The organism is Arthrobacter sp. GQ119 (assembly GCF_059759125.1).
Map to the genome: position 1 here is coordinate 307,648 of NZ_JCAXEA010000001.1, position 24,320 is coordinate 331,967.

General features: G+C 65.4%; 22 protein-coding genes and 1 tRNA gene. 11 read left to right on the top strand and 12 right to left on the bottom strand.

All coding sequences use genetic code 11. The features are described 5' to 3' along the window. Positions 1 to 244: 244 nt before the first annotated feature. Positions 245 to 1,006 carry an isoprenyl transferase gene (locus AC6CH3_RS01365; protein WP_498130831.1) on the bottom strand — a complete coding sequence of 254 codons (762 nt, stop codon included), beginning with the start codon at positions 1,004 to 1,006 and terminating at the stop codon, positions 245 to 247. 254 nt (positions 1,007 to 1,260) lie between these two features. Between AC6CH3_RS01365 and trhA the strand changes: the two genes are divergently transcribed. Beyond that, positions 1,261 to 1,902, top strand: a complete 642-nt coding sequence (trhA, locus tag AC6CH3_RS01370) for a PAQR family membrane homeostasis protein TrhA (protein WP_498130832.1) — start codon at positions 1,261 to 1,263, stop codon at positions 1,900 to 1,902. A 9-nt stretch (positions 1,903 to 1,911) separates the two neighbouring features. Here trhA and AC6CH3_RS01375 read toward each other — a convergent pair whose 3' ends face one another. The 3 genes from AC6CH3_RS01375 to mca all read right to left on the bottom strand — a co-directional run bounded on the left by AC6CH3_RS01375 (position 1,912) and on the right by mca (position 5,430). After that, complete coding sequence (locus AC6CH3_RS01375) at positions 1,912 to 4,125, bottom strand: thioredoxin domain-containing protein (RefSeq protein WP_498130728.1); 2,214 nt, start codon at positions 4,123 to 4,125, stop codon at positions 1,912 to 1,914. Continuing rightward, positions 4,103 to 4,432 carry a hypothetical protein gene (locus AC6CH3_RS01380; RefSeq protein WP_498130729.1) on the bottom strand — a complete coding sequence of 110 codons (330 nt, stop codon included), beginning with the start codon at positions 4,430 to 4,432 and terminating at the stop codon, positions 4,103 to 4,105. The genes AC6CH3_RS01375 and AC6CH3_RS01380 overlap by 23 nt, the downstream gene beginning before the upstream one ends. Positions 4,433 to 4,524: 92 nt before the next feature. Next, positions 4,525 to 5,430: a mycothiol conjugate amidase Mca gene (mca, locus tag AC6CH3_RS01385; RefSeq protein ID WP_498130730.1), complete on the bottom strand. Its 906-nt coding sequence runs from the start codon at positions 5,428 to 5,430 to the stop codon at positions 4,525 to 4,527. An 85-nt stretch (positions 5,431 to 5,515) separates the two neighbouring features. Here mca and AC6CH3_RS01390 point away from each other — a divergent pair, with 85 nt between their 5' ends. Both AC6CH3_RS01390 and greA read left to right on the top strand, forming a co-directional pair. After that, positions 5,516 to 5,995, top strand: a complete 480-nt coding sequence (locus AC6CH3_RS01390) for a DUF4307 domain-containing protein (RefSeq protein ID WP_498130731.1) — start codon at positions 5,516 to 5,518, stop codon at positions 5,993 to 5,995. 163 nt (positions 5,996 to 6,158) lie between these two features. Next, positions 6,159 to 6,653 carry a transcription elongation factor GreA gene (gene greA / locus AC6CH3_RS01395; protein WP_400578134.1) on the top strand — a complete coding sequence of 165 codons (495 nt, stop codon included), beginning with the start codon at positions 6,159 to 6,161 and terminating at the stop codon, positions 6,651 to 6,653. An 88-nt stretch (positions 6,654 to 6,741) separates the two neighbouring features. Here greA and AC6CH3_RS01400 read toward each other — a convergent pair whose 3' ends face one another. From AC6CH3_RS01400 to AC6CH3_RS01415, 4 genes are all read right to left on the bottom strand, one after another. Next, positions 6,742 to 7,353, bottom strand: a complete 612-nt coding sequence (locus AC6CH3_RS01400; RefSeq protein ID WP_498130732.1) for a rhomboid family intramembrane serine protease — start codon at positions 7,351 to 7,353, stop codon at positions 6,742 to 6,744. A 9-nt stretch (positions 7,354 to 7,362) separates the two neighbouring features. Beyond that, a complete protein-coding gene (gene ilvA / locus AC6CH3_RS01405; protein WP_494033952.1) occupies positions 7,363 to 8,601 on the bottom strand; it encodes a threonine ammonia-lyase in 1,239 nt (412 codons plus the stop codon). Positions 8,602 to 8,604: 3 nt separating this feature from the next. Beyond that, positions 8,605 to 9,927 (bottom strand): AI-2E family transporter, encoded by a 1,323-nt coding sequence (locus tag AC6CH3_RS01410; RefSeq protein WP_498130733.1) that lies wholly within the window; start codon positions 9,925 to 9,927, stop codon positions 8,605 to 8,607. A 70-nt stretch (positions 9,928 to 9,997) separates the two neighbouring features. Further along, positions 9,998 to 10,960: an aldose 1-epimerase family protein gene (locus tag AC6CH3_RS01415; protein ID WP_498130734.1), complete on the bottom strand. Its 963-nt coding sequence runs from the start codon at positions 10,958 to 10,960 to the stop codon at positions 9,998 to 10,000. A gap of 152 nt (positions 10,961 to 11,112) precedes the next feature. Between AC6CH3_RS01415 and AC6CH3_RS01420 the strand changes: the two genes are divergently transcribed. The 4 genes from AC6CH3_RS01420 to AC6CH3_RS01435 are packed head-to-tail and all read left to right on the top strand — an operon-like array spanning position 11,113 to position 15,621. Beyond that, positions 11,113 to 12,048 (top strand): DeoR/GlpR family DNA-binding transcription regulator, encoded by a 936-nt coding sequence (locus AC6CH3_RS01420; RefSeq protein WP_498130735.1) that lies wholly within the window; start codon positions 11,113 to 11,115, stop codon positions 12,046 to 12,048. Continuing rightward, positions 12,045 to 13,208 carry a galactose-1-phosphate uridylyltransferase gene (galT, locus tag AC6CH3_RS01425; protein WP_498130736.1) on the top strand — a complete coding sequence of 388 codons (1,164 nt, stop codon included), beginning with the start codon at positions 12,045 to 12,047 and terminating at the stop codon, positions 13,206 to 13,208. The genes AC6CH3_RS01420 and galT overlap by 4 nt, the downstream gene beginning before the upstream one ends. Then, positions 13,205 to 14,362: a galactokinase gene (gene galK, locus AC6CH3_RS01430; protein WP_498130737.1), complete on the top strand. Its 1,158-nt coding sequence runs from the start codon at positions 13,205 to 13,207 to the stop codon at positions 14,360 to 14,362. Before galT ends, galK begins: the two co-directional genes overlap by 4 nt. A 20-nt stretch (positions 14,363 to 14,382) precedes the next feature. After that, positions 14,383 to 15,621: an acetyl-CoA C-acetyltransferase gene (locus AC6CH3_RS01435; RefSeq protein WP_498130738.1), complete on the top strand. Its 1,239-nt coding sequence runs from the start codon at positions 14,383 to 14,385 to the stop codon at positions 15,619 to 15,621. Between the two features lie 167 nt (positions 15,622 to 15,788). Here AC6CH3_RS01435 and AC6CH3_RS01440 read toward each other — a convergent pair whose 3' ends face one another. Beyond that, on the bottom strand, positions 15,789 to 16,706 hold the full coding sequence (locus AC6CH3_RS01440; protein ID WP_498130739.1) for a Bax inhibitor-1/YccA family protein: 918 nt from the start codon (positions 16,704 to 16,706) through the stop codon (positions 15,789 to 15,791). Between the two features lie 447 nt (positions 16,707 to 17,153). Here AC6CH3_RS01440 and AC6CH3_RS01445 point away from each other — a divergent pair, with 447 nt between their 5' ends. From AC6CH3_RS01445 to AC6CH3_RS01460, 4 genes are all read left to right on the top strand, one after another. Beyond that, a complete protein-coding gene (locus tag AC6CH3_RS01445) occupies positions 17,154 to 18,494 on the top strand; it encodes a branched-chain amino acid ABC transporter permease (RefSeq protein ID WP_498130740.1) in 1,341 nt (446 codons plus the stop codon). A gap of 9 nt (positions 18,495 to 18,503) precedes the next feature. After that, on the top strand, positions 18,504 to 19,472 hold the full coding sequence (locus AC6CH3_RS01450; protein ID WP_498130741.1) for a branched-chain amino acid ABC transporter permease: 969 nt from the start codon (positions 18,504 to 18,506) through the stop codon (positions 19,470 to 19,472). A gap of 101 nt (positions 19,473 to 19,573) precedes the next feature. Further along, positions 19,574 to 20,638 (top strand): ABC transporter ATP-binding protein, encoded by a 1,065-nt coding sequence (locus AC6CH3_RS01455; RefSeq protein WP_498130833.1) that lies wholly within the window; start codon positions 19,574 to 19,576, stop codon positions 20,636 to 20,638. After that, a complete protein-coding gene (locus AC6CH3_RS01460; protein WP_498130742.1) occupies positions 20,635 to 21,405 on the top strand; it encodes an ABC transporter ATP-binding protein in 771 nt (256 codons plus the stop codon). The genes AC6CH3_RS01455 and AC6CH3_RS01460 overlap by 4 nt, the downstream gene beginning before the upstream one ends. 224 nt (positions 21,406 to 21,629) lie before the next feature. Here AC6CH3_RS01460 and AC6CH3_RS01465 read toward each other — a convergent pair whose 3' ends face one another. From AC6CH3_RS01465 to AC6CH3_RS01475, 3 genes are all read right to left on the bottom strand, one after another. Next, on the bottom strand, positions 21,630 to 22,976 hold the full coding sequence (locus tag AC6CH3_RS01465; RefSeq protein WP_498130743.1) for an ABC transporter substrate-binding protein: 1,347 nt from the start codon (positions 22,974 to 22,976) through the stop codon (positions 21,630 to 21,632). Between the two features lie 233 nt (positions 22,977 to 23,209). Beyond that, positions 23,210 to 23,283 (bottom strand) — tRNA-Leu (locus AC6CH3_RS01470). Between the two features lie 25 nt (positions 23,284 to 23,308). Continuing rightward, positions 23,309 to 24,286 carry an N-acetyltransferase gene (locus AC6CH3_RS01475; protein ID WP_498130744.1) on the bottom strand — a complete coding sequence of 326 codons (978 nt, stop codon included), beginning with the start codon at positions 24,284 to 24,286 and terminating at the stop codon, positions 23,309 to 23,311. Between the last annotated feature and the right edge of the window lie 34 nt (positions 24,287 to 24,320).

Sequence of the window (24,320 nt, forward strand, 5' to 3'; positions counted from 1 at the left end):
GCCCCGGGGCACATGCCCGGAATCGTTATTGGTGAGGCGGCTCGGCCAAGAGGCCGGGCTCGGCCTCCCATACAACCGGTGCGAAAGTTCGCTCCATGTACTGGCCTCCCCGATCAGCCGGCGGTTTTGCCTGCTGATGCTCTTAACGTAAATCTACCCCGACTAATTTCCAACGGCCTGGCGCGGCGATTCCTGTTGCCGGCTTGTGAATTCGAGGTGAACGGGGAGGACGGACAGCGCCGGGTTAAGCGCCGAAGCGGCGCTGCCGCCCGGCGTAGTCACGGAGGGCGCGGAGAAAATCAACCTTCCGGAATGCAGGCCACAGCGCTTCACAGAAGTAGAACTCGCTGTAGGCGCTTTGCCACATCAGGAATCCTGACAGCCGCTGCTCCCCGGAGGTCCTGATGACCAGGTCCGGATCAGGCTGGCCCCGGGTATAGAGAAAACGGGAGATGTCGTCCACGGACAGGGTGTCGGCCAGCTCACTGATGTCGGCCTTGCGCGCCACGGCATCGTGCAGCAGTTCACGGACGGCGTCCACAATTTCCCGGCGGCCGCCATAGCCCACCGCGACGTTGACGTGGAGCTTTTCACGCACCGGAGTCCGGGCGGTCAGCGTGGTCAGCCGTTCTGCCAGATAGTCAGGCAGCAGCTCGGGCGCGCCCATGGCATGCACGGAAATGTCAGCGTTTTCGTCGAGACGGTCCAGGGTGTTCGCAATGATGCCCATGAGCAGGTCCAGTTCCTCACCGGAGCGGTTCATGTTGTCTGTGGAAAGCATGTAGAGGGTGACTACCCTGACCCCGAGCTCCTGGCACCAGCCCAGGAATTCGTGGATCTTGTCCGCACCGGCCTGGTGCCCCTGGCTCGTGGGGGCATTGAACTGCCGGGCCCAGCGGCGGTTGCCGTCAACCATCACGCCGATGTGCCGGGGAATCCTGTCCGGCTCGAGGGAGCGGAGCAGCCTGCGCTCGTAGAAGCCATAGAGGAACCCGGGCAATTCCATCCGGAGATTCACCTGACTTCCTGGCTGTCTGACTGCTGTGCAAATCCTAGGCTACCGTCCGCGGGGAGGGGGCGCGTGCATACGTCGTGCCGGAGACCTCCCTGGGGTGTACGGCCGGTCCGCCAAGCTCCTGTTACCAGTAAGTAACTTACTGAGTCGTAGGTTATTCTGGGGTGATGACGAGCAACACCGCCCCGGGCAGCCCGGACACCCCGGAGCACCGGCCAAACCCGGTGGATGACGCCGCCGTCCGCATCGCGGAACTGCTGATGATCAAACCCAAATGGCGCGGGTGGATCCACACTGTCACTGCTCCCCTGGCCCTGGCCGCCGGCGTGGTGCTTGTGCTGCTGGCACCCACCCTGGACCGCAAGGTCACCTCGGCCATCTATGCCCTGACCGGCGTTTTGCTGTTCGGCGTCAGCGCGGTTTACCACCGTGGCAGCTGGTCCCCTGGCGTGAAAATGGTTCTGAAGCGGCTCGACCACACCAACATCATGCTGGTCATCGCCGGCAGCTATACCCCGCTGGCCTGGAGCCTGCTGGAGCGGCCTACCGCGGTGCTGCTGCTCTGGCTGATCTGGTCCGGCGCCATCCTGGGTGTGCTGTTCCGGCTTCTGTGGACCAACGCCCCGCGCTGGCTGTACGTTCCGATCTACATTGCCTTGGGCTGCGGCTCGCTGTTCTACCTGCCTGACTTCTTCGCTGCCAGCGTGCCCGCGGCACTCCTCATCTGCCTCGGGGGCGTCCTGTACATTGCCGGCGCCGTCTTTTACGCGCTCAAAAAGCCGAACATCAGCTACGAGCACTTCGGCTTCCACGAACTGTTCCATGCGCTCACTGTGTTCGCCTTCGCCGCCCACTTCGCGGCGATTCTCATCGCCGTCTTGAGCTAGTGTCCTGAGCTAAATCCCCATCCGGCTGAGACGCTCCCTGACCTCGGGCACGGAGTCGACCGGCCGCTCGCAAACCATGTCGCGGCACAGATACACGAGCGGAGCGCCGTCCGCCCCGGCTGTGCGGCCATGCAGCAAGGGCACGGTCCCGGCCGGCACCGCTGCTTCCGCCTGCCCATCAGCCGCTGGGCCGTCACCCGCTGGCCCGTCACCCGCTGGGCCATGACCCGCGGTGCCATCGCCCACGGCGATGACCAGCCCCGGGCTGGGCGACCGCAGCAGCGCCCCGTGCAGGGCATCCCTTGCTGGGCCCGGGCGCCCGACGACGGCGGCCTCCACCGGGCCCTCGGCCGCTGCCTGCGCCGTGGCCAGCAGCCAGCCTGCCACTCGCGGAGCCCGCTCAGCCAGCGGCGGCAGCAGCGAAAGGATGTTGCCCGCCATGGCCCGGTGCTCGGACGAGCCGGACAGGGCCGCGTAGCTCAGCAGGACCCCGGCGAATGCCGCCGCGCCGCTGGGCGTGGCGCCGTCGAACGGGTCGAGGCCCGGCTGGCGGCCCTGGGCGTTGAACACCTGCGCTGATTCGCCGGCGGTATCCGCCAGGCTGCCGTCCAGGATGAACCGCGCACATGCCGCCGAAATGACCGACTCCGCCAGGCCATACCAGCGGAGATCCCCGGTGACCGCGAACAGCGCGAGAAACCCCTCGCCGCAGAAGGCGTAGTCCTCAAGGAGCCCGCCGATTCCCCGTGCGGCGCCGGCGTGTGAAACGCGGACGAGTTCCCTCTCGGCAGCCCTCCAGTGAACCTTCTCCAGGTAGCCCGCGATCCGCACGGCCGCATCCACCAGCCCGGGACGGTCCAGCACAGCACCGGCCTCAGCCAGCGCAGCCACGGCCAGCCCGTTCCAGCCCGCCACCACCTTATCGTCGCGTGCCGGCTGCGGCCGGTCAGCGCGGGCAGCAAGAAGGCGCGGCCGGACGGCGGCCCAGTGCGCGGCTTCCTCCGGGCTGAGAGCCCTGGCCGGGTGTAGCGGCGATCCGAGCTCCGAGACGGTTCCCTGCCCACCCACGTTCATGGTCCGGGCGACGGCGGCCCCGTCGTCCCTGCCCAGCACGTTTTCGAGATCGCGTGCCGTCCAGAGGTATGTGGCACCCTCGTGGTGCTCTCCGTTGACCACCGAGTCGGCATCGAGCGAGGACGCCAGGGCCACCGCTGCGCCATGCCCGCCGCCTGCCGGCAGCCCGAGGGATGCCAGCATCCATTCGCCCGTGCGAACTGCGACGTCGGCCGCTTCCGCCTCGGGAAAGCCGGGTGTTCCGCCGAGCCGGATCCAATGGACGTAGGCCCTCAGCAGTTGGGCATTGTCGTAGAGCATCTTTTCGAAATGCGGCACGGACCAGTCCCTGGTCACCGAATACCGCGCGAATCCGCCGTCGAGCTGGTCGAACAGCGCCGACCGCGCCATGGCGGCCAACGTCCGTCCGGCCATGTCGCGGGCCTCACCTGCCGTATCCGAGGGCACGGCCGCATGCCTCATCAGGAACTCAAGCACCGCCGACGGCGGGAACTTGGGGGCGGCGCCGAAGCCGCCGTCGTCGGGGTCTTCCGAGCGGCGCAACGAGCGGACCGCTGCCGGAAGAAGCTCCGGATCGAGCAGTCCGGGCGGCGCACTGAGGTTCACTGCGGCAGAGAGCTGGGCGCCGCCCATGTTCTGGGCGAGGGACCGGGCATTCTCCTCCACAGCTTCCCGGCGTTCCTCCCATGCGTCGTGTACCGCCTCCAGCACCTGCAGGAATGACGGCCGGCCGGGCATCGGACGGGGAGGAAAGTACGTGCCGGCGTGGAACGCGAGTCCGTCCGGTGTCAGGAAAACGGACATGGGCCAGCCGCCCTCCCCGCTGATCGCCTGTGTGGCGGCCATGTAGACGGCGTCGACGTCAGGCCGCTCTTCCCGGTCCACCTTGATGGCGACGAAGTGCGCGTTCAGGTAGTCGGCGGTGGCCTGGTCTTCGAAGGATTCATGGGCCATGACGTGGCACCAGTGGCAGGCGGCGTAACCGATGGACAGGAACACCGGAACGTTCCGGGCGGCGGCGCGGGCGAAGGCCTGGTCCCCGAAGGGCTGCCAGTGCACCGGGTTCCCGGCGTGCTGCCGAAGGTACGCCGAGGGCTCTTCACCCAGGGCGTTGCGGTCGCCGGGTTCAGGCGTCTGTTCTGCCCGCATTGTCTGATTTGCCTGCATTGTCTGATTTGCCTGCGGAATCCGCGTTGGCTGCGGTATCGGCATTGCCGTCGTGGGCGACGCCGGCAGCTTCAGCCGCAGCCATTCGCTCCTCCTCCACCTGGGCACGGTAACGCACCCGCCGGATGCGGCGCACCATGTCCACAATCAGCAGCGCCGTCAGCACTACGATGAACGCCGTCAGCAGGAAGCCGAGCAGACCGGGGGTCACCTGGTCCTCGGAAAGACCTGGCCGCAGGGAAGGCGAGGGGGCCGGGGAGGACGCCAGGGCGATGAGCAAGTGGTGCACAGTGGGAACTTTCTTGGTGGGCCGTGGCGCGGTCGTTTGGCCATCGCTCTAAGCCGCTATCTTCTACATGGGATAGAAACTGTCTGTTGTTTCTATCTTAGCCCTGCAAACAGGTCCTTTTCCGGGAGGTCGGCGGGCACCCGCGAATGGATCAGCGTGTAGTCCTCCCACGGCCATGCCCGGCGCTGCATGTCGGATGAAACGGCGAAAAAGAACCCCAGCGGGTCCACCTGCGTACGGTGCGCGCGGAGGGCATCATCCCGGGTTTCGAAGAAATCCCCGCAGTCCACCTGCGTGGTTGTCTGGTGCGCGGGCGGCGGCGCCGTGTGCCCCTCGGCGTCGGCCTCAAGCCAGGCAGCGAGGCGCTCAGCGTAGGGGGATTGGAGCCCTGCCTCTTCGAGGGCGAAATGCAGGGCGCGGAAGCGTTCGGGGCTGAAGGCGCGGTCGTAGTAAAGCTTGCTCGGCGCCCAGGGCTCGCCGGTACCGGGGTACTTTTCGGGGTCCCCTGCAGCTTCGAATGCCTCCACCGCCACCCGGTGCGCCATGATGTGGTCCGGGTGCGGGTAGCCGCCCTTTTCGTCGTAGCTGACCATGACGTGCGGCTTGAAGTCCCTGACGAGGCGCACCAGCGGTGCCGCGGCACGGTGGAGCGGCTGCAGGGCGAACGACCCCGGCGGCAGCGGCGGGAGCGGATCCCCCTCAGGCAGCCCGGAGTCGACAAAGCCCAGCCAGCGCTGCTTTACTCCCAGGATGCGGGCGGCCTCGTTCATCTCCAGCCTGCGGGCCCCTGCCATGTCCCTCTTGGGGTGCGGCTCGCCTTCCATGGCGGGATTCTGGATGTCGCCGCGCGATCCGTCGGTGCAGGTGGCCACCATGACGTCTACCCCGGCCGCGGCATACATGGCCATCGTCGCGGCGCCCTTGCTGGATTCGTCGTCCGGGTGGGCGTGCACGGCCAAGAGGCGGAGTGTAGGTGACGGACTCGTGGACGCTGTCATCGGGGACTGCTCCTCTTTCTACTGTTGCCGGGTGCAGTGCCGGGCACCGGATTTTTCCCCGGCAGATCGCCACTAAACTGGAATGGTGACTACCGAGGACAAGTCGGGCACTCCCCTGCCTGCAGACATTAGCCTAGCCAATCGCTATGGCGGTCCAAAGCGCAGGCTGTCCCGCAATGCCAAACGGGGTGCAGGGATTGCGGCCTTGGCGGCCGGGATCGGATTCCTGGCCTGGGTTTCGACGTCCTCGGCCATGTCCTCGGTCACATTCAAGGACATCGGCTACAGAACAGTCGACTCCACGCAGACCGAGGTGGACTTCCAGGTCTCCCGGGATCCCGGGACCGCCGTGAAGTGCGCGGTCAAGGCCCTTGACTCGAAGTTCGCCATCGTGGGCTGGAAAGTCGTGGACATTCCGACGCAGTCGGGACAGGGCGCAAAGTCGGGACAGGGCGCAGCGACCGACGGCGGCCGCACCGTTGCCCTGCGCGAAGTTCTGCGGACCGAATCGCAGTCCGTCTCGGCCGTCGTGGACAGCTGCTGGGTCCCCGGCGCCGACCGGTAAAGATGTGACCCACGCCGCTCGCCCTTTGGGTTTAATCCACAGGATTGACTACAATGGACCAATACCTTTACCCCGCTGAGTTGGTTACTGAGTTCCACAAGTGGCCACCGTGGCGGGGTCTTTGCTTGTATGACCTGCTTGCTAACCACTAGAGGAGATGTCCGTGTCTACCACCAACAGCGCGCCTGCAGCTTGGCTTACCCAGGAAGCTTTTGACCGCCTGAAGGCAGAGCTGGACCACCTTTCCAGCGCCGGCCGGGCGGAAATCGTCCAGAAGATCGAAGCTGCGCGCCAAGAGGGGGACCTCAAGGAAAACGGTGGCTACCACGCCGCCAAGGAGGAGCAGGGCAAGATTGAGGCCCGCATCCGCCAGCTCACCCAGCTGCTCCGCGACGCCCATGTGGGCGAGGCTCCCGCAGATGACGGAATTGTTGAGCCCGGCATGATCGTTGTTGCCCGGATCGCCGGGGACGACGAGACGTTCCTGCTCGGTTCCCGTGAGATCGCCGGAGACTCCGACATTGATGTCTTCAGTGAGAAGTCCCCGCTCGGCGCGGCCATCATGGGCCACAAGGAGGGCGACACCCTGAGCTACACCGCCCCGAACGGCAAGGACATCACCGTCGAGATCCTGTCAGCCAAGCCGTACGTGGGCTAGGCGGAAACTTACGTTTCGCGGTTCCGGCCGCAACGCATGACGCCGGTCCTCTCCGAATGCGGGAGGGCCGGCGTCGCGCTTTAACGCCTTAGCTCCGGCGGGCTGCGCTACGGGCGCGCAGCACCACGGCCGCCACGACACCGCCGACGGCGCCGCCAAGGTGCGCCTGCCAGGAGACAAAGCCCGCCATGCTCGGAATCAGCCCGAAGAGGATGCTGCCGTAGGCCATGAACAGCACGACCGACAGCAGGATCTGCCACCAGCTGCGGTTGAAGAAGCCGCGCACCAGGAGGAACGCAAACAGCCCGAAGACCAGGCCGGACGCCCCCACCGTGATCCCGCGGTTGCCGATCAGCCAGACGGCCATGCCCGATCCCAGCCAGCTGCAGGCCAGCGCGGTGAGGAAGACCCGCAGCCCCGACATGAAGACCAGGAACCCGAAAATCATCAGGGGCAGCGCGTTTGAAAGAACGTGGTTCAGGTTGGCGTGCAGCAACGGAAACGTGAAGATGTCAAAGATTCCGTCCGCACTGCGGGGCCTGAGGCCGAACACCCGGTTCAGGCCACGCAGCAGCGCCGTGTTGACCAGCTCGAGCGCGAAGAGCAGCACCACGAACGAGCCCACCACCAGGAGCCCGCCCTTGGCCCGCGACGCCGGGGTGTCCCGCGTTGCCGGAGGTTCGCCTGGTGTTTCCAGCATCTTTAGCTCCTAGTGCACAACGATCGGCTGAAAGCCCTCGGCGCGCAGCGCGGCCAGGACCTGTTCTCCGTGCTCATGGCCCTTGGTCTCGAGGTTCACGGTGATGGAGACGTCTCCCATGCTGATGGAACCTCCCACCCGGGTATGGTCAAGGCCCGTCACGTTGGCATCGTTCTCGGCGATGATCCGGGCAATGGTGGCGAGAGAACCGGGCCGGTCATCGAGCATCATCCGCACGGTCATGTACCGGCCTGCCGCTGAGAGGCCGCGCTGGATCACCTTGAGCATCAGCATGGGATCGATGTTGCCGCCGGAGAGCACCACGGCAGTGGTGCCCGGGTTCTCGATCTTGCCGTCCATGAGGGCAGCCACCCCTACGGCGCCGGCCGGCTCCACCACCATCTTGGCGCGTTCCAGCAGGAAGATCAGGGCACGTGCCAGGGAGTCCTCACTGACCGTGACCACGTCATCCACCAGTTCCCGGATGATGCTGAACGGAAGCTGTCCGGGCCGGCCCACGGCAATGCCGTCGGCCATGGTGGAAACCCTCTTCAGCGGCACCAGGGCGTCGGCGGCCAGCGACGGCGGGTAGGCGGCAGCGTTCTCGGCCTGCACGCCGATGATGCGGATCTCCCGGCCAAGTTCCTTGGCCCGTGCCTTGACTGCCACCGCCACGCCCGCCAGCAGGCCGCCGCCGCCGACCCCCATGAGGATGGTGTCGACGTCGGGCACCTGTTCGAGGATTTCCAGCCCGAGGGTTCCCTGGCCGGCCACGACGTCCACGTTGTCGAAGGGGTGGACGAAGACCGCGCCGGTGTCGTCAGAGTAGCGCTGCGCCTCGGCGAGCGCCTCGTCCACGTTGTGCCCGTGCAGGATCACCTCGGCTCCATGGCTGCGCGTGGCGGCGAGCTTGGGAAGCGCGACGCCGAGCGGCATGTAAATCCGCGCCTTGATGCCCAGGCTCTTGGCGGCGACCGCCACGCCCTGCGCGTGGTTGCCCGCGGAGGCTGCCACCACACCGCGTTTCTTGTCCGCCTCGGATAGACGTGCCATCCGGACGTAGGCGCCGCGGACCTTGAAGGAGCCGGCGCGCTGGAGGTTCTCGCATTTGAAGAAGACCTTGCCGCCCACCATCCCGCCCAACGCCCGGGATGATTCGACGGGCGTCCGGGTAATGATCCCGTCAAGCAGCTTCTGCGCCTCAAGGACATCGTCCAGCGTGACGGGAAGGCTTTCAGGGGTATTCACGAACTATTCTCCTTTGGGAAATTCAGCTTCGGAGCCCGGCGCAGACTGTCTGACCGGAGCACCTGTTCCACGATCGGCGTCTTTGCCGTGGCTGGGACTCGCACCCGGCAACCGGACTTCCTTGATGGTGTTGTCCTGGTCTGCGCTGGCCCGACCTGCCACGACACCGCCGCGCGCGCCAGCCAGCACCTGATCATGTTCCCACGTTCTGCCTGCAATATACCGAATTGCCGAGTTTGCTACGGCGAGGATGGGCACCGAGAAGAGCGCTCCGGGGATCCCCGCGAGGTAGGAACCGGCGGCGACGGCCAGGATAACGGCCACGGGATGCAGTGCCACGGCCTTGCCCATGACGAGCGGCTGCAGGATGTGGCTTTCCAGTTGCTGGACCAGGAGCACGATGCCCAGCATCACCAGGGCGTTGACGGGGCCGTTGGCAACAAGCGCCAGGAGTACGGCGATGGCGCCGGTCACCAGTGCGCCAACCACCGGAATGAAGGAGCCGATGAACACCAGCACAGCAAGGGGCAGCGCCAGCGGCACACCGATAATGGCCGCGCCCGCTCCGATGCCCACCGCATCAACGAAGGCCACGAACATCTGGATCCGCGCGTAGCTGACCATGGAGGCCCAGCCCCGCCGGCCGGCGCCGTCGGCGGCAATACGGGCACGCCGGGGCAGGAGCCGGACCAGGAAGGCCCAGATCCGGTCGCCCTCGAGCAGGAAGAAAATCAGGATGAACAGGGCAAGGATCATCCCCGCGGCAAAGTGCCCTGCCGTGCTGCCGAAGGAAAGCGCCCCGCTGAGGATGCTGCTGCTGTTGGTCTGCAGCGCCGCCGTCGCCTCCTGGATGTACTGGTCAATCTGCGCGTCCGACAGGTGGAGGGGTCCTTCGGCCAGCCAGTTTTGGACCTGCTGGACTCCGGCCAGGGCCTCGCTCCACAATGCCTGGAACCCCAGGGCCAGCTGCCGCCCTACCAGCGCCAACGATCCCGCGATCACCCCGATAAAGGCAAGGACCGTGATGGCGACAGCTGCCCCGTTGGGAAGCCGCTGCGAGCGCAGCCACTGCACCACGGGGCTGAGCAGGCCTGCGAGCAGGGCTGCCACCATGACCGGAATGATCAGGAAGCTGATCTTGCCGAGCAGCCATACGAGGGCGCCCACTATCAGGAGGATCAGCCCCAGCCGCCAGGACCACGCCGCGGCGATGCGGACACCGTAGGGAATGTCCTGCTCGAGTTCGCGTTCGGTCCGGGGCCGCGGGGGCGGAAGGATGGCTGTCCTGACCGGTTCTTCTGGTGCGGCGTCCTTGGCTGGCGTCATAGCCCCATAATTCCCTAGCTGTGCGGCTATGGGAAACGCAGCGTGCAGCACGCGCTGGCGGCGCCGCAGATCAGGAAGCGCTGTCCACCGAGGCGCTGATCCCCCAGGACATCGTGAATGACTCGTTCGGCGCAAGCCAGCGGAGGCCGTGGCCGGAGTTGAACGCGTTGGCCGGGCCGGTCATCGGCTCAATGGCCACGGCTTTGGGCCTGCCCGGATACTTGTTGGACACGAAAACGTGGACGAACACGCAGCCGGCGTCCTGCCACAGGCTAACGCTGCGGCCGTCGGCCGCTGACAGCGTGTGGCGGGCAATGCCGCCGTCGAAGTCCAGGTCCGTCAGGGACACATCGATGTCGAGCTCGCCCACCTTCCTGCCCTGCCGCAGGTCAGTGTCGCCGCTGACAGGCTCGGAGCTCCGCGGAATGAGCCTGTCGTCCGCTACGAGCCGCGTCCCGGCGTGAACGGTCAAGGTCAGTTCCTCGCTGGGAATCCCGCCCAGGCGAAGATACGGGTGGGCTCCCAATACGAAGGGTGCGTCCGCACTCGAGTCGTTGACCAGCGTCTGCCGCACCACCAGGCCCAGATCCTCGGCCAGGGAATACTCCACTTGATGCCTTACGAGGAACGGATAGCCGTGCTGGGGGAAGACCGGGGCCTCCAGGGTCACCGAAAACTCAGACTCGGACACCAGGGCGTACCCGGCGTTGCGCAGCAGCCCGTGGCTCGCGTTGTTCTTTGAAACCTCAGTGATGTCCAGTTGCTGCTTCGTGCCGTTGAGGTGCCACACGCCGTCTTCCACCCGGTTTGCCCAGGGCGCCAGCGTAATGCCGTTACCGCCTGGCGGGATATCGGCGTCTCCGTAGGACTCCGTCAGCTGGACACCGCCGCGGCTGTACCAGCGCAGGCCCGCGGCCAGCTCCGTCACGACCGCGAGGGCGTCCCCCCGCCTCAGTTCATACTGCCGCCCGGTGGCGAAACGCCTCCGTTCGGGCTGGTCAACGCTGGATTCAGAAAAGGCGCCGGAAGTCATGGACATACCGTACAGCGTGCGGGCACTTCGGCACCTCCCGGCCTTGTTCTCTTTTGTTAGAAACTATTTGTTTTTGAGCGTTTTATGCCACAATGGTGGTGTAGCCCATGCCGGTCCGTGGGCGTCCGAGACAGGTCAGAAGGAGGAGAGCAATGCTCGCAGCGCAGCGCCAGCACCTGATCCTCCAGGAAATCGAAGCGCAGGGCACCGTCCGTGTGGCCGCCCTGTCCGCTTCGCTCGGCGTCTCGGAAATGACAGTGCGGCGCGATATTGATGCCCTGCACGCCGACGGCCTGTTGCTCCGGGTTCACGGCGGTGCCACGCGCACGGGCACCTACGGTGCCGTCGAACCTGCGTTCCTCAGCAAGTCTTCCCAGGAAACAGAAGCCAAGCGTGCCATCGCCGCGGAAGCGCTGAAGCTGCTGCGGCCGGACATGACCCTGCTCATGTCGGGCGGCACCACAACCTACGAGTTCGCCCGTCTCCTCCCCCGCAACCTCGGCCTGACGGTGGCCACGAATTCCATCATGGTGGCCAACGCGCTGCCCGGTCCGGCGCCTTCGGGAACCGCCCGGCCGGCCACGGAAGACGGCGGAATCCGGACCCTGGTGCTGGGAGGCCAGCGGACGCCCTCTGAAGCCCTGGTGGGTCCCGTCACGATGCACGCCATGGAACACCTGCACGCGGACCTCTGTTTCATGGGAGTCCATGGCATCGACCCGCAGGCAGGCATCACCTCGCCCAACCTCCTCGAAGCCGAGGTCAACGCAGCCATGATCGCGGCCTCGGGAACGCTGGTGGTACTGGCCGATGCCACCAAATACGGGCTGGTCGGACTGGCCGGAATCGCGCCTCTTTCGGCTGTTCACACGCTGGTCACCGACGCCCGGATCCGTACCGGGCGGGACGGCCCCGCGGCGGCACGCCTGCTCCGGGAAACCATCCGCGACGTCCGCATCGTGCCGCTCACCTCCTCCGCTGGACATCCCCCGCGGGGAGCGCCCCCCGAGCCTGCAGCAGGCTTCCCCGCCCATCCCCCGGCTGACCGGAACCCTCCGGTTACAGCGAGCAAAGGACATGACGCATGACCCACATCACCAGCACCCATCTCGCCGACGGCCGGGAACTGCTCTATTTCGACGACGCCGGATCCGCCCGGCCGCGGTCAGTGGAGACCACGCCCGACCGCCGTGACCTCCCGGCCCGCGGTGAACCCGGCGAGGTCCGGTTCGACGCACTCACGGGAGAATGGGTGGCCGTGGCGGCCCACCGCCAGACCCGCACGCACCTCCCCCCGGCCGACCAGTGCCCGATCTGCCCCACCACCGACGCCAATCCCTCGGAAATCCCGGCGCCGGACTACGACGTTGTGGTGTTCGAGAACCGCTTCCCCTCCCTCGGGCCGGCCGTGGGCCCGGTCCCGGACCGCCCGGGCTGGGGCACCACGGGTCCCGCCTTCGGAAGGTGCGAGGTGGTCACCTTCACACCGCAGCACACCGGATCATTCAGCGGCCTCACCGAAACGCGCGCACGGACCGTGGTGGAGGTCTGGGCGCACCGCACGGCAGCGCTCAGCGCACTGCCCGGCATCAAGCAGGTTTTCCCCTTCGAGAACCGGGGAGCGGACATCGGAGTCACCCTGCACCACCCGCACGGCCAGATCTACGCCTACCCGTACGTCACACCCCGCGCTGCCGTCATGGGAGCAGCCGCCCGCAAGTTCTACGACGCCGCCGACGGCACCCGGACGCTGACCGGTTCCCTCCTCAAGGCAGAGCGGGAGGACGGCAGCCGGATGGTCATGGAAAGCGACAGCTTCAGCGCATACGTCCCGTTCGCCGCCCGCTGGCCCCTTGAAATCCATCTCGTGCCCCACCGCCAGGTCCCGGACCTGGCTGCCCTCAGCGGCGAGGAAAAGGACGAGCTGGCACACGTTTACCTCGACCTGCTCAAGCGCCTCGACGCCCTGTACCCGACGCCGACTCCCTACATCTCCGCGTGGCACCAGGCACCGGTCGATGACGTGCTCCGCCCGGCCAGCTACCTGCACCTGCAGCTCACCTCACCGCGCCGCGCGGCCGACAAGCTAAAGTTCCTCGCAGGGTCCGAGGCGGCCATGGGGGCCTTCATCAACGACACCACTCCGGAGCTCGTGGCGGAACGGCTCCGCGCCGTCACCGTCCCTGCCTCACCGGCCGAAGAACTCGCCCCGTCCGCCCCGGCAATGATCGAAGGAGCCCACGCATGACCGCCGCCAGCACCGCCCGCCTCGCCGCACAGTTCAGAAGCGCCTTCGGCCGGGAACCGGACGGCGTCTGGCAGGCCCCCGGCCGGGTCAACCTGATCGGCGAGCACACGGACTACAACGAGGGCTTCGTGCTGCCGTTCGCGATCGATAAGACGGCGCGCATCGCCGTCGGAGTCCGCGCTGACTCAACGGTCCGCCTCCTTTCCACCTACGGCGACCAGGGCATGACAACGGCAGATACCGGGCAGCTGGAGGCACAGTCCGCCAAGGGCTGGACCAAATACCCCCTCGGGGTCATCTGGTCGCTGCAGCAGCGCGGAATCGACGTGCCGGGGCTGGACCTGCTCCTGCATTCGAGCGTGCCCCTGGGCGCCGGGCTCTCCTCGTCCCATGCCATCGAGTGCGCTGTGATCTCGGCACTGAACGACATCACCGGTGCGGCCCTCAGCCCCGAGGACATGGTCCTGGCCACACAGCGCGCCGAGAACGACTTCGTCGGTGCGCCCACGGGCATCATGGACCAGTCCGCCTCGCTGCGCGGCTCGGCAGGCCACGCCGTGTTCCTGGACTGCCGCGACCAGATCGTCGAACTCGTGCCGTTTGAGGCCGAAGCCGCGGGCCTGGTCATGCTGGTGATCGACACCAAGGTTTCCCATTCCCACGCCGACGGCGGGTACGCCTCACGCCGCGCCTCCTGCGAACTCGCCGCTGAGGTGCTTGGCGTCAAAGCGCTGCGCGACGTCACCCCGGGTGACCTTGAGGAAGCCAGCGGGCTCCTGGATGAGGTTACCTTCCGCAGGGTGCGCCACATAGTCACCGAGAATGACCGGGTGCTGCAGACTGTGGAGCTGCTGCGCCGGGAGGGGCCGTCCTCGATCGGGCCGCTTTTGGACGCCAGCCATGTTTCCATGCGGGATGATTTCGAGATTTCCTGCGCCGAGCTGGATCTGGCAGTCGAAACGTCCCGGGTCAACGGCGCCATCGGCGCGCGGATGACGGGCGGCGGGTTCGGCGGGGCTGCCATTGCCCTGACGCCGGTGGCAGCGGAAGGGCGGGTGCGGACCGCCGTCGAACAGGCCTTTGTCCGGGCGGGATTTACCGCACCCGACATCTTCACCGTCACCCCGGCGGCAGGGGCGGTGCGGCTGGCGTAGCTCGGGCGTAGGCTGGGCCCATGCCGGAAGCAGTCATTGTTTCAACCGCCAGAAGCCCGATCGGCCGCGCCTTCAAAGGCTCACTGAAGGACGAGCGCCCGGATGACATGGCAGCCGCCATGGTGGGCGCAGCGCTGGCCAAGCTGCCGTCCTTCGATCCGACCGGAAACAGCGGTCCCGGACTGGATGACCTCTATCTGGGATGCGCCGAGCCCAGCGGCGCGGCCGGTTCGAACATGGCGCGGGTGGTCACCATCCTCGCCGGCCTGGACACGGTTCCCGCCTCCACCGTCAACCGGTTCTGCGCCTCCAGCCTGCAGACCGTCCGCATGGCCTTCCACGCGATCAAGGCGGGCGAGGGCCAAGCCTTCGTGAGCGGCGGCGTCGAGGCGGTCTCCCGATACCAGAACTGGGCAGGCGCGGGCGAAACGGACGCCGGCAACCACAACCCGCTGTTCGCACCGGCGCGCCAGCGCACCGCGGCACGGGCCGAGTCCAACACGCCGTGGACGGACCCGCGGCTGGGCGGGCGGATGCCGGACATTTACATCGCCATGGGGCAGACGGCCGAGAACGTGGCCACGTCCTACGGCATCGGCCGGAAAGAGCAGGACTCCTGGGCTGTGCTGAGCCAGAACCGGGCAGAGGCTGCCATCGCCTCCGGATTCTATGCCAGGGAAATCACGCCTTATGAGCGGCGCGACGGCACCGTCGTGGACCGGGACGATTCGCCCCGGCCCGGAGTCACCCTCGACGCCGTTAGTGCCCTGCAGCCCGTGTTCCGCCGGGACGGAACCGTCACGGCCGGCAACGCCTGCCCCCTCAACGACGGCGCGGCCGCCATGGTCATCATGAGCGACTCCCGGGCACGCGAGCTGGGACTTGAGCCGCTGGCCCGCATCGTCTCGACCGGCGTCAGCGCCCTCTCCCCTGAACTGATGGGCATGGGCCCGGTGGAATCCACGCGGCGTGCCCTGGCGTCCGCCGGACTGCAGATCGGCGACATCGACCTTGTGGAGCTTAATGAGGCCTTCGCCGTGCAGGTGGTTGCCAGCGCCCGTGAGCTGGGGATCGACTCCGCGAAGCTCAACATCCACGGCGGCGCCATTGCCCTGGGCCACCCCTTCGGCATGACCGGAGCCCGCATCACCACCACGCTGCTCAACGGCCTCCGCGAAACGGACGGAACCCTGGGCCTGGCGACGCTTTGCGTGGGCGGCGGACAGGGCATGGCCCTGGTGCTGGAACGGCTCAGCTGACTCCTGCCGGCGGCCCCGGCAGGGACATGGCAGGACAACCGGAAGGGCATCCGGAAGGGCATCCGGAAGGGCATCCGGAGGGACGCAAAGAGGGCCCCGCGTGAAGCGGGACCCTCTTTGTCAGTCGGATTCAGTTGGAGCACGACGGCGTCTGCCGTCGTTTCGTTCTATTCTTCGCCGCGGAGGATGGACAGCAGGCGGATGATTTCCACGTACAGCCAGACCAGCGTGACGGTCAGGCCGAAGGCCGCCGTCCAGGAGAAGCGCTCGGGGGCGCCGGCCCGGACACCTGCCTCGATGCTCGTGAAGTCCATGATCAGCGAGAACGCGGCCAGGCCGATGGCGAGGAGGCCGATGAACACACCGAGCGGAATTCCGAAGATTTCAACGCTCGTGCGCAGTCCGAACGGCGAATCGACGGCGCCTGTCCACATCATGACCATGTTGACCAGAGCAAAGACGGCGTAGCCGATGAGGGCGATCATGAAGAAGCGCATGGCCTTGGGAGTGGCACGAACCTTGCCGCTCTTGAAGAGCACGAGCGTGACAGCGAACACGGAGAGGGTTCCGATGACGGCCTGCAGTCCGACGCCCGGGAACATCCCATCCAGGATGCGGGTCAGTCCGCCAAGGAAGAGCCCTTCAAGGCCGGCATACGCCAGGATGAGTGCGGGCGAGGGCTGCTTCTTGAACGTGTTGACGAGCGCCAGGACGAAGCCGCCCAGCGCGCCGACGATCATCAGCATGGTGGCCAGGGGCAGGCTCACGAACAGCGTGACGGCGGCTCCGGCCATCACGGCGCCGAGGCAGGCTGCTGTCTTGATGATGACGTCGTCATACGTCATCCGCCCGGTTTCGGCCGGCCCGGCGGCGGGCCGGTTGTACATCTGCTGGAGCTGGTCCTGCGTCATGTTCTGCTGGGCAGCCCAGCCTGGTGCGTCCGTGACGGGGGCCTGGCCGTAGCCGCCCTGGCCGTACGGATTCTGGCCATACTGGTTCTGCCCGTACGCCTGCGGGACAGGCGGTGCCTGGGTGGCTCCACGGAAGTTCTTTCCGTTGAAGATCGGGTTTCCGCCAAGTGCCATTGCGGGTGTCCTCCATATAAGGGGTTGTGGGGATCTTTCCTTAGTTCAAACTATCAATTTCCACGCGCCAGCGGCAGGTAAAGTTCCATCGGCGCCGGCGCCGACACGGAATTGTGATCAACTCCAGCGCGGAAGCCAGCACAGAGGCGGCTACGGGACTGTTTAGGAATACTGGCACACAACAAAAGTTTTCATTAGCTTAACTGAAATACAGGCCTCGGCCGGCTTCACAGTTGTTATCTGATCGCTATACAGGGACCACCTTCGACGGCAAGGTTTGTACTGCCCGCGCTGTAACATGAGCGAAGTAGGGTGACACATATCACAATGAGTCAACAGCATTACGGGAACCACGAGCATCGCATCGCACCACCAGCTGTCATCTTCTCCGTTCACAGTGGCTGCAGGGAAAGCAACCACGACCACCCCCATGTGGAGGTTTTCAATTTGAGACGCACACCGAGAGGCCTGCCGCGCAGACGTCCGGCCGGACCGCTGAGGTATGTGGGGGCTATCGCCGCCAGTATCCTCGCTCTCCTGCTTGTCGCTGCACCAGCATCGCAGGCCGCCACCCCCTCTCCGACACCACCCACGTCGAACCAGCAGTTCCAGAACAGCATCAGCGGCTTCCTACGTGATGATGCGCGCGCCCCCATCGAAGGCGTGAAGATTACAGCCAAGAGCGGTGACTTCACCGGAACAGCAACCTCGGGTGCCAACGGGTCTTGGCGAATAGCGGTCCCAACCCAGGGAACGTACGAAATCGAACTCGATGAGTCCACCCTGCCGGAAGGCATCAAGCTCGCCGAGGGCCAGGCCAACCCGCGCAACGTGACCTTCAGCCAGACATCGAACCTTTCGGTGATTTTCGCGTTTGGCAAGGGCATCGTGGTCCAGCAGCAGGACTTCGGCCAGAACCTGCTTAACCGTCTGGTGGCCGGCCTGAGCTTCGGCCTCCTGCTCGCCCTCGCTTCCGTGGGACTGTCCCTGATCTTCGGCACTACGGGTCTCACCAACTTCGCGCACGGCGAGATGGTCACCCTTGGCGCTGTCCTGGTCTTCGCCTTTAGCGCAATGAACCTGCCGTTCTGGCTGGCCATCATCCTTGCCCTGTTGTGCGGCGGCCTGTGGGGGTATGCCCAGGACCGCGGCCTCTGGAAACCGCTGCGGAGCCGCGGCACCGGCCTCGTCCCGATGATGATCGTCAGCATCGGCCTCGCACTGGCGGTCCGGTACATCATCCAGTTCTACTTCGGAGGCGCCACCCAGCAGCTCCCGTTCGCGCAGAGCGCGGAGATACAGATCGGACCGGTTTCGATCTCCCCCAACAATCTGTGGTCGCTGGTGATTAGCGCCATCGTCATCGCGCTGATCGGCGTCGTGCTCCTCAAGACCCGGCTCGGCAAGGCCACCCGCGCAGTGGCGGACAACCCCGCGCTGGCGGCTGCTTCCGGAATCGATGTTGACGGCGTCATCCGGCTCGTCTGGATCGTGGGCGGCGTGCTTGCCTCCCTCGGCGGCATCCTGTGGGCCTATTACCGCCCCGGCGTCACCTTCGACATGGGCTCGCAGATTCTGTTGCTCATCTTTGCGGGCGTTACGCTCGGCGGCCTCGGCACCGTCTTCGGTGCCCTGATCGGATCCGTCATCGTCGGAATTTTCGTCGAACTGACCACCGTGTTCGGCCTCGCAGCCGACCTCAAATACGTGGGAGCACTGTTCATCATGATTGTTGTCCTCTTGTTCCGGCCCCAGGGCATTTTGGGCCGTCGCGAGCGCGTGGGTTAGGAGGCAGCCATGGACTTCGGATTCATACTTTCCAGCGCCGCGAGCGAGATCTTCAGCCCGACGACGGCGGCATACGCGCTAGCCGCGCTCGGCCTGGCGGTTCACTTCGGCTACTCCGGCCTGCTGAACTTCGGCCAGGCCGGCTTCATGGCGATCGGTGCCTACGGCTTCGCCATCTCCACGCTGACGTTTGGCGTTCCCTTCTTTGTGGGTCTGCTGATCGCCGTCATCTGCTCCGTCCTGTTCGCCATGGTGTTGGGTATCCCCACCCTCCGGCTGCGCGCCGACTACCTCGCCATTGTCACCATCGCCGCGGCGGAAATCGTTCGCTACGTGGTCACCACCAACCAGCTCACCGCTGTGACTGGATCAGCAAACGGACTGGCCGCCTTCGAAGGTGGGTTTTATGCCATGAACCCGTTCCCGGAAGGCTCCTACGTCGGGATGAACAACCGTGACTTCTTCATCCGGGTCGTGGGCTGGGGACTCGCCGTTATCTGCTGTCTCATCGTCTGGCTCCTCATGCGCAGCCCTTGGGGACGCGTGCTCAAGGGCATCCGCGAGGACGAGAATGCGGTGCGCTCACTAGGCAAGAACGTCTATGCCTACAAGATGCAGGCCCTCGTCATCGGCGGCATCCTCGGCGCATTGGCGGGGATGGTCTTCACGCTCCCCCGCGGCGCCGTCCAACCCGCTAACTATGGCACGGAGCTGACGTTCTTCCTGTGGACCTGCCTGCTGCTGGGCGGCATGGCCACAGTCCTGGGGCCGGTCATCGGCGCCATGATCTTCTGGGTGGTCCTGTCCCTGACACAGGGCATTCTCTACGGCCTGATCGAATCAGGCGCAGTGACCTGGCTAACCACCGTCCAGGCCGGGCAGTTGCGCTACATCCTGGTGGGCATCGCCCTGATGCTGCTAATGATCTTCAGACCGCAGGGTGTCTTTGGTAATAAGAAGGAGCTGGCGTTCGCATGAGCCACGGCGCACATTCAATGAACAACCCGGACCGCAACACCGCAAGTACAGTAAAAACCGCAACCACCAACGGCAACGACAGCGACGCCGGCACCAACTACATGACGGACAGCAACCCGATCGCCGTCGGAGAGAACACCCCCGGCTGCAAGAAGCGGGACCCGATCGTCGTCGCCGAAAACGTGACACGCAGCTTCGGGGGCATTAACGCCGTCGACGTCGACTATCTTGAGATCCCGCGTCACAAGATCACCGCCCTGATCGGCCCCAACGGGGCAGGCAAAACCACCCTCTTCAACCTGCTCACCGGCTTCGACACCCCGAATTCCGGCAAGTGGCAGTTCGAAGGGCAAAGCATCGCCGGCGTGTCCCCCTACAAGGTTGCACGCATGGGCATGGTCCGCACCTTCCAGCTCACCAAGATTATGGGCAAGCTGACGGTGATGGAGAACATGCGCCTGGGCGGCTCCGACCAGCCAGGCGAACGGCTGTCCAAGGCACTGTTCAAAGGGATCTGGGGCGGCAGGGAAAAGGAAATCACCGCCCAGGCCAACGTTCTGCTTGAGAAGTTCAAGCTGGACGCAAAGAAAGACGACTACGCGGCATCGCTGTCCGGCGGCCAGCGCAAGCTGCTCGAGATGGCGCGTTCCCTCATGGTCCGGCCCAAACTGGTGATGCTCGATGAGCCGATGGCAGGTGTCAATCCCGCCCTCACGCAATCCCTGCTGGACCACATCAAGAACCTGAAGGCTGAGGGCATGACCGTCCTCTTCGTAGAACACGACATGAACATGGTCCGCCACATCGCTGACTGGGTTGTTGTCATGGCCGAGGGAAAGATCGTGGCTGAGGGACCTCCCGGGGAAGTCATGAAGAACCCCGCCGTGATTGACGCCTACCTGGGCGCCCACCACGACGTCGACCTTGGTGACACCGAAGGGATCAAGGAACTGGAAGCTGTGCTTGAAGCCGACGAGGAATCCATTGTGGGAACCGAGGACGCAGGCATCATCGCTGTTGAATCAGTGGTCCCGGACGTCCAGAGGGCCGACCTTAAGCAACCAGACCTTAGCCCGGAAGCCCTCCAGACGCCGGGTGACGATGAGCCCAACTCCCCCCAGTCCGGATTGGCAGAACCTGGCCGCACAGACAAGGATAAAGAATGAGTGCCACGAGCGCAGCCCCATCGGCCCAGGAGGCATCGGCGGATGGCGCCGTAGTTAAGGTCACCAATCTGGTGGCGGGTTACCTCCCCGGCGTGAACATCCTCAATGGCTGCAGCATCGAGGCGCGCAAGGGCGAGCTGATCGGCATCATCGGACCCAACGGTGCCGGCAAGTCTACGCTGCTGAAGGCCATGTTCGGCCTGGTGAAAGTCCATTCAGGATCCGTGATTGTGCGCGGGCAGGACATTACGGGGCTTAAAGCCAACAAGCTCGTCACGCAGGGCGTGGGCTTCGTGCCGCAGAACAACAACGTGTTCGCCACCCTCACCATCGAGGAGAACATGCAGATGGGCATGTTCCAGCGGCCCAAGGACTTCGCCGAGCGCTTCGACTTTGTCACCAGCCTGTTCCCTGAGCTCGGCAAACGCCGCGCCCAGCGTGCCGGCTCCCTGTCCGGCGGCGAGCGCCAGATGGTGGCGATGGGGCGTGCGCTGATGATGGAACCAGCCGTACTGCTGCTGGACGAACCGTCGGCAGGCCTCTCCCCCGTCAAGCAGGATGAGACCTTCCTGCGCGTCCACGAGATCAACCGGGCAGGCGTGTCCGTGATCATGGTGGAACAGAACGCCCGCCGCTGCCTGCAGATTTGCGACCGCGGCTACGTCCTGGACCAGGGCAAGGACGCGTACACGGGAACCGGCCGGGAACTCATGAAGGACCCGAAGGTCATCCAGCTGTACTTGGGAACGCTGGCCGACGAAGTCTAGGCGGCACACCCGAGGCAAGCAGAAGGGCCGTCACCGATGGCGGTGGCGGCCCTTCTGTATGCCGTTCTGCATGCCGTTCTGAGTGCCTGCCGCGCTCTGCTGCGTGCTCTCCGAATCCAGGCTGCACCGAAGTGGCGCCGATGTCCGGGGCACTTTCCGTGCGCAGCAGAAGGGTCCCCGTCCTGCAGGACGGGGACCCTTCTTTTCCAGCTGGAGAAGGCGGCTTACAGCTTGCCGAATTCTTCCTTGGACGGCGCGTACTTGTTGTCGTCCTGGTACTCGTAGATTCCGATGTAGGCCTCGGTGGGGTCACCCTTGTCCGAGAAGGTCACCGGGCCGGACTGGCCGTCGTAGTCGATGTCCTGGCCGTTGCGGAGAAGCGTGACGCAGGACGCGAAGTCGTTGCACTTCTCGCCGACTTCCGACACCGCCTTAAGCTGCTTGGCAATCTCGGTGCCCTTGGTGCTCTTGGCAGCCTCTGAAGCCAGCGCGATCAGGTTGACTGCGTCGTAGGACTCACCGGCGTAGCTGTAGTCCTTCAGGGCCGGATCGATGGCGAGGAGCTTCTTCTTGAAGTCCTCCTTCGCGAACGTTCCCGGGATGGTTCCCTGGGCGCCCTTCAGCGTTCCGGGCTTGAAGTCCTTGCTGTAGTCGGACGTGTTGCCGTCCACCATGAACAGCTGCGTGGGCTTGACGCCCTTGCCGGTCAGCAGCGGCACGATGCTCTTGGCCTGGTCAAAGGTGATGAGGGCAATGGCATCCGGCTTGGCGGCGATGACCTTGTCCACCTGGCTGCTGAACTGCGAATCGCCCTCGTTGAAGAGTTCCTCGGCCACAACCTGGCCACCCGCTGCTTCAAAGGCTTCCTTGACGTTCTTCTGCAGACCGGTGCCGTACGCATCGTTCAGGACGATCATGCCGACAGTCTGTGCGCCACACGTTGCCATGTAGTTGCCCAGTACCTTGCCCTGCAGTACGTCGGACGGAGCCGTGCGCCAGTAGAGGTCCTTGTCCTCCCACGTGGTGAAGTCCGGCGAGGTGTTGGCGGGCGAGAACTGCACCACGCCGGCACCGGTGATCTGGTTGATCACCGTCTTGGAAACACCGGAGGATGCCGCTCCGATAATGGCGCTGACGCCCTGGCCCAGCAGAGCCGTGGTGGACTGCGTTGCGATATCGGTCTTCGTGTCGCCGGAGTCGCGGTGGACCACCTGGACCGGCTTGCCCAGGACGCCGCCCGCGGCGTTGACTTCCTTGATGCCGAGATTCACACCGGCGATCTCAGGCGGGCCGAGGAACGCCAGCGACCCCGTTGTCGGCAGGAGCGATCCAATCTTCAGCGGCGTCGGCGTGGTGGTGGTCGAAGCCGGCACGGAACCGGTCTCTGTTGCGGTGCTCGTGGCTCCGGCAGTGGCACTGGGTGCGGGGCAGGCGATGCCGCCTGCCGCAGCTGTGGTTTCCGTCGAGCCCGGGGTGGGGCTGCCGCCACAGGCCGTAGCCAGAAGGGCGACGCCGATGCTAAGCGCGGTTAGCTTAGCGACTCGGGGCGCCGCCTGGGGGAGTGAAATCATTTGAGAGTCTCCTCGATCGAAAGGTGCGAACGGCCTTTGATGCGATTGGTCAGGTGTTCCTGAGTTAGTTTTCAAGCTAGTGCAATTTGAGCGTGAACATAAGTGAGTAAGGTCACATCCTTATAACACTCGTTGCATATGGGACACCCGCGCCAAAGGAGGAGAGAGAAGGGGAAAACAGACCATTCCGGCCGGTCAGGCCACGGCCGGCCTGGTCCGGCCAGTCAACTGTGTACCCCAGGTGGGACTCGAACCCACAACACGCGGATTTTAAGTCCGCTGCCTCTGCCAATTGGGCTACTGGGGCGCCCGGTCAATGCTATCGCTTTCCGCTAGCGCTTCCCGCCTTCGGCGGTACTTTCAATTGCAGAGAAGGGCTCTGCGTACCGGAAAGCCCCATGAACGCCGCCTGGCCACAGCGCGAGCGGCAGGAACTGGAAGGCGTCGCCCCAGAGCTTGTCGGGTGCCTCGATGCCCATCGAAGACGCCGGAACAAAGCCGAAGCGGGAATAGTAGTCCGTGCTGCCCAGCAGCGCGATGCCCCGCTCCCCCGCCGCGTTGGCCCGGATCACCGTTTCCCGCATCAGTGCTGAGCCTATGCCGAGGCGCTGCAGCCTGGGAGTGACTCCTATGGGTCCAAGACCCAGCAGCTCAAGCCCGTCCGCCCAAGCACGCGTGCTGATCGCGTGGCCTACGATTTCACCGTCGATTTCGGCGACGACACTGAGTTCCGGCAGGTATTCGTCGGAGTCAAAGAGGCGACGCAGGAGGTCCACCTCCACGGGTTCACCATCCACGGGCAGCCCGGTAACCGGTGACACGGAAAACGCCTCCGCCGTCAATCGGAGGATCGCCTCCCGGTCCTCCGGTTTCTCGCTCCGCAGCTTCACCTCACGCGCTGGTTCCTGATCGGCTGCGTGCGCGGCAGAGAGCTCGGCCAGCACCTCAAGGGCACGGGCGGAATCACCAACCGGCACCAGCAGGTGGTCATGATGGAAGCCCGCCAGCACATTGCAGCTGATCCTGGCGTCCGTCAGTGCCCTGCTCACCGCTGCCGTCAGGCCCACGGCCTCCAGCTCCGAGTGAACCTCAAGCGTGATCCAGCCGGCCACAAAGTCGTACTTCAGCCCCAGCGCATCCGCCTCCGCCCTGGGCAGCACAGCCGTCAGCCCTTCGGCCTCCCGCACTGCGGCCTCAATTCCCGGGGCAAGGGGCTTTCCGTGGGGCCAGAGCACGTACACGTACTCGCCGCTTCGGAGCACCGGATGCATGGTGGCCAGGAGCGTCTGGAGATTCGTTTCACCGGTCATGCAGCCAGTCTAGACATACCGACAACAGGCAGCC

What these genes read in the sequence shown, in the direction of transcription:
- AC6CH3_RS01365 (WP_498130831.1), bottom strand. Translation starts at nt 1,006, where the DNA reads ATGGAATTGCCCGGGTTCCTCTATGGCTTCTACGAGCGCAGGCTGCTC.
- AC6CH3_RS01375 (WP_498130728.1), bottom strand. Translation starts at nt 4,125, where the DNA reads ATGCGGGCAGAACAGACGCCTGAACCCGGCGACCGCAACGCCCTGGGT.
- mca (WP_498130730.1), bottom strand. Translation starts at nt 5,430, where the DNA reads ATGACAGCGTCCACGAGTCCGTCACCTACACTCCGCCTCTTGGCCGTG.
- AC6CH3_RS01400 (WP_498130732.1), bottom strand. Translation starts at nt 7,353, where the DNA reads ATGCTGGAAACACCAGGCGAACCTCCGGCAACGCGGGACACCCCGGCG.
- AC6CH3_RS01410 (WP_498130733.1), bottom strand. Translation starts at nt 9,927, where the DNA reads ATGACGCCAGCCAAGGACGCCGCACCAGAAGAACCGGTCAGGACAGCC.
- AC6CH3_RS01415 (WP_498130734.1), bottom strand. Translation starts at nt 10,960, where the DNA reads ATGACTTCCGGCGCCTTTTCTGAATCCAGCGTTGACCAGCCCGAACGG.
- AC6CH3_RS01420 (WP_498130735.1), top strand. Translation starts at nt 11,113, where the DNA reads ATGCTCGCAGCGCAGCGCCAGCACCTGATCCTCCAGGAAATCGAAGCG.
- galT (WP_498130736.1), top strand. Translation starts at nt 12,045, where the DNA reads ATGACCCACATCACCAGCACCCATCTCGCCGACGGCCGGGAACTGCTC.
- galK (WP_498130737.1), top strand. Translation starts at nt 13,205, where the DNA reads ATGACCGCCGCCAGCACCGCCCGCCTCGCCGCACAGTTCAGAAGCGCC.
- AC6CH3_RS01435 (WP_498130738.1), top strand. Translation starts at nt 14,383, where the DNA reads ATGCCGGAAGCAGTCATTGTTTCAACCGCCAGAAGCCCGATCGGCCGC.
- AC6CH3_RS01440 (WP_498130739.1), bottom strand. Translation starts at nt 16,706, where the DNA reads ATGGCACTTGGCGGAAACCCGATCTTCAACGGAAAGAACTTCCGTGGA.
- AC6CH3_RS01450 (WP_498130741.1), top strand. Translation starts at nt 18,504, where the DNA reads ATGGACTTCGGATTCATACTTTCCAGCGCCGCGAGCGAGATCTTCAGC.
- AC6CH3_RS01455 (WP_498130833.1), top strand. Translation starts at nt 19,574, where the DNA reads ATGACGGACAGCAACCCGATCGCCGTCGGAGAGAACACCCCCGGCTGC.
- AC6CH3_RS01460 (WP_498130742.1), top strand. Translation starts at nt 20,635, where the DNA reads ATGAGTGCCACGAGCGCAGCCCCATCGGCCCAGGAGGCATCGGCGGAT.
- AC6CH3_RS01465 (WP_498130743.1), bottom strand. Translation starts at nt 22,976, where the DNA reads ATGATTTCACTCCCCCAGGCGGCGCCCCGAGTCGCTAAGCTAACCGCG.
- AC6CH3_RS01475 (WP_498130744.1), bottom strand. Translation starts at nt 24,286, where the DNA reads ATGACCGGTGAAACGAATCTCCAGACGCTCCTGGCCACCATGCATCCG.